Origin of the sequence: Sphingobium sp. D43FB (assembly GCF_002312805.1) — a bacterium.
GTDB lineage: Bacteria > Pseudomonadota > Alphaproteobacteria > Sphingomonadales > Sphingomonadaceae > Sphingobium.
Genome location: NZ_NMUA01000141.1, coordinates 1 through 1,105, shown reverse-complemented (window position 1 = coordinate 1,105; position 1,105 = coordinate 1). Strand labels below are relative to the sequence as shown.

Here is a 1,105-nt window from a genome sequence, read left to right as displayed (position 1 = left end):
CGCCGCGCGACGCGCGCCAACGTCTCTCCGTTCATTCCCACAGCGGCGACGATCTCGAGCTTCTCCGCGTTGCTCCACCGACGACGCCGTTCCCGGCCCAATATCTCCACCGCCGTCCCTCGCTTTGACTCAGGACGTCCATAACGACGTCCTTATGGACGTCCCTTACGCGCTCACATCACAGCAAGGCAGGCGGCCTCAACCGGTCGGTTACGGAGCAGGTCGCGCAGCATCCGGCTCCCGGCGAATGGAAACTCCAGGTGCAGTTCGTCGATCCGCCGCATGATGGCGAGATCGGCAGGCGGCACCGGTCTGGGCAGATAATAAATGCTGCCCCGGCTGATCCCCAGGTCCCAGGCCTGCCGCGCCAACGGCAGTGCGTGCGAACGGTCGATCATCGTTTTGCTCTCGGCAACAGTCCCGCCTTCCCGAGCGCCCCTGACAAAAAATCGTTCACCAACGTCAGTTCACCGATCTTGGCGTGCAGCGTCTTTACGTCGATCACTGGCTCGGCAGTCTCGCTCCGCGTCTCGCTCCCGAATACACCGGCAGCCCCTTCCAGAAGCTGCCCGCGCCATTGCGTGTCTGGTTCGGATGCACGTCAAACTGCTGCGCCAGCTCCGCCAGCGTCTTCTCGCCCTTCACGGCGGCCAATGCCACCTTCGCTTTGAATGCCGGGCTGTGATTCCGGCGTGGTCGTTTGCTCATCTCTACTCCTGTCACGCGGCCATCCTGGCCGCCGGCAGGCAGAAAATCTACTTAGCGCCCTATGCAGTTTTGCCAGGCCACCTCTCCATCTCCATCGATACCGCTAATCGATAAAAACAGCGCATTTCAGTGACCTATACCCACCCCCCTCCGTGCCAACGACGGTGAGACAAAGCACCGCCGGTAATTTAGCCTTGAGGGCGCGGATGAGATATCACCATGGTTATGCCGCGTATTCCAAACGACGAGACGAACTCCGCCGCCGCAGGAGCTGCCGCCGAGGAAGGCCGCAGGCCGACGCTGGTGGCAGCGCCTGCGGCGGCATCGCCCGAGCTCTCCGACCGGCCACGTCGGCGGAACTTCGGCGCCAGATATAAGCTGCAGATCCTCGACGAGA

1 pseudogene is annotated in these 1,105 nt (G+C 62.5%); it reads right to left on the bottom strand.

What is annotated here, in order from left to right:
- Positions 1-212: 212 nt before the first annotated feature.
- Positions 213-708: pseudogene (locus SxD43FB_RS23700) on the bottom strand (transposase); the annotation flags it as partial.
- Positions 709-1,105: the final 397 nt, after the last annotated feature.